Raw genomic sequence first — 2,867 nt, 5'->3', positions numbered from 1 at the left:
GGCTTGCGCAGTTCATCGGCTAGCGGCGCCGCGCTTCCCTGGAATAGCAGGAAAGCCGAAAGTGCCATGCATAGCGCCTTTCTGGTTCGGCCTGCGGCCGATCTCCGCCAAGCATATGACTTGGATGGCTTCAGCATCGTCATGACCTTGTCTTGAAGAATCCCGCGAGCCGGGGGTGTACCGGCCGGGCAAAGTCGCCAAACTACTAAATGGCGGCATGGGCGAATCCGTTCTGGTTCAGATCCAGGACGAAATCGCGTGCACGCTTGAAGCGATCCTTGCCCGCGGGTTCGTGTTGTTATTAGAAAATGACAAAATATGACGACATGCTATTTATATGACTAATGATATCAATATGTAATTTATTGATTCGATAACAGAAAATCTGAATACAAGATCGATCCGCGTACAACGGACGTCAGACAGGACCTGTGGGAAAAAGCGATGGAGGCGGTTCAGGCATGGCTGAACGCTGGAGACGCGGGTCGTGTCGAACAGACACGCCTGTCCGGCCGTGTTACGGCGCTTTCGTCAAAATGGGACGGAACCGAGGAAGCATCCCCGCCCGAAGAGGGCCGCCCACCCCAGGGGCAAGCGCCTCATGGCGCGCTGGCGCGCGCCCGCGGCCTTAATTGAACGGCCAGACCGGAGGATGGGTGCCGGGCGGGCTGGACGGACGGGTCCAGCGGGCCGGGGTTTCCGAGAACTGCGCGGCGTGGCGCAAGGCCACCAGCTCGCCGAAACCGGAGGGCTCGGTTTCCAGCAAGCCTTCGAAGCCCGGCATAGGACAGGCCAGGCCGCCCTCGACGCGGCCCAGGCCGCGCAGCCACTGCGCGGTTTGCGCCAGCGACACGCGCACATGCCAGCTGCCGCCTTCGGTCGCCTGCCGCGCCAGCGCGGCCTGCGCGCCGAAGGCCATCAGATAGCCCGAGACATGGTCCAGGATCTGCAGGGGCATGGGCTTGGGCGCGTCCTGGCCCGCGGCCTGTGCCTCGGCATGATTGAAGCCCGTTGCGGTCTGCACCAGGGAATCGAAACCGCGGCGGCCGGCCCAGGGGCCCTTGTCGCCATAGGCCGACAGCGACACGTAAACAATGCCAGGGCGGATGCGCGCCGCGTCCTGCGGGCCGAAGCCCAACGCAGCCAAGCCGCCGGGGCGGTAGCCCTGCACGAACACGTGCGCGCTGCGCAAGAGGTTGCCCAGCGCGATACGGCCGTCGGCCGTATCCAGGTCGGCCAGCACGGACAGCTTGCCGCGGCTGGTGTCGATGATGTTGTCGATGTTGGGCAGATGCGGCGAGTTGAGCAGCATCACGTCGGCGCCATAGGCCGCCAGCGCCCGCCCGCAGACGGGTCCGGCGATGATCCGCGTCAGGTCCAGCACGCGGATGTCCTTGAGCGGGCGGGCGCCGTTGCCGTACTTCGGCAAGGGTCGCGGATCCGCTTCGCCGATGCGCTCGATGGTGAGCAAGGGCTGCGCGGCGACCGCCACGGCTTGCGGGTGGCGGTCCCATTCGTCGAAGCTGCGCATGGCCGCCACCGGCAGGCCCGCGTCCGCAGCCACCTGCTCGAAATCCAGGGCCTTCCAGCGGCCCAAGGCGCGCTCCACCATTGCGCGGGTGGTGTCCTCGCCGGCGGGACAGCCCAAGAGCGCCAGGGCGCCATCGCGGTGGTGGGCAAAATTGGCGTGGATGCGAACCCAGCCGCCGTCGCCACAGCGGTAAAGGCCGGTAATGGGGTCCCAGGGATTGGGGGTGATGCCGTTGATGGTGTAGTGGCTGCGGCACTCCTGCACCGCGTGCAGCATGTCGACGCCGACCTGCTGCCGGGCGCCGCCGCGCAAATTCCAGATTTCGGCCGCGGCCAGCGCGGCCGCGGCCATGCTGGTCTGCGCCGCCGTCCCGACGGCGAAGGACGATGGGAGTACCGGTTCGGCGCCAGTCAACACCACATGGTCCAGCGATTCATCGGGCAGATCCACCGAGCGCCAGAGCTTTTGCAAAACGTCGCGCGACGAATTGCCTGCGGGTGTGCGGCCCCTCAGAAAAGACGGGCGTAGGTCCATCAGATTTCCCATAGCGTTCATCTTGCTCTAGTCGTTTATTTGAATTACATGGCGGGGCCCAGGCCGCGTCAATATGCCCGACGCGCCAGCGTGTTTCATGGTTTGACCGCAAAGCGCCGCAATTGGGCCGCGCCGCGCGGATTCCCCTGCGAGGCCCGCTGCGCCGGCCCGTGCAGGCAAGGACACATCTACTCGTAGTTTTTACATCGTCTTCCAAGCCCGTCCTGCCGGCGCGCGCCCCCGGCGGGCGCAATATAGAATGCCAGCCTCGCCGTCCCCCTGCCCTGGACCGCCATGAACACGCTGCTCTGGCTGCGCACCGACCTGCGCGCGCACGACAATCCCGCCCTGGCCGCGGCCGCCGAAGCCGGCAAGGTCACCGCCCTGTTTCTGGCCGCGCCCGGCCAATGGCGGCTGCATGGCGACGCGCCGGCCAAGGTCGATTTCTGGCTGCGCAATCTGCGCGAACTATCGCAGGAACTCGACCGCCTGGGTATTCCGCTGCGGCTGTTGACCGTGCATGACTGGAGCGACGCGCCGGACGCGCTGGCCAATTTCTGCCGTACCCACGCCATCGGCCAGGTCCACGCCAACGCCGAATGGGCCGTCAACGAACGCCGCCGCGATGCCGCGGTTGCCGGCCGCCTGCAGGCCATGGACGTGGATTGGACGCTGCATCACGGCGCCTCGCTGCTGCGGCCCGGCACCGTACTGACCGGCAAGGGCGAGTGCTACCGCGTCTACACGCCTTACGCGCGGGCCTGCCGCGAACGCCTGCGCACGGCGCCGCTGCGGGCGCTGC

2 protein-coding genes are annotated in these 2,867 nt (G+C 66.4%); one reads left to right on the top strand and one right to left on the bottom strand.

Going from position 1 to position 2,867, the window contains the following annotated elements:
- Positions 1-628: 628 nt before the first annotated feature.
- Entirely contained in the window at positions 629-2,077 is a 1,449-nt protein-coding gene (locus VIR09_RS16755) for a CoA transferase (protein ID WP_332013893.1), read from the bottom strand.
- A 282-nt stretch (positions 2,078-2,359) separates the two neighbouring features.
- Here VIR09_RS16755 and VIR09_RS16750 point away from each other — a divergent pair.
- The coding region (locus VIR09_RS16750; protein WP_332013892.1) for a deoxyribodipyrimidine photo-lyase at positions 2,360-2,867 on the top strand (508 nt) is incomplete at its 3' end.

Source organism: Achromobacter sp. (assembly GCF_036567245.1).
Taxonomy (GTDB): domain Bacteria; phylum Pseudomonadota; class Gammaproteobacteria; order Burkholderiales; family Burkholderiaceae_B; genus Achromobacter.
This window is presented reverse-complemented; position numbering and strand designations above follow the sequence as displayed.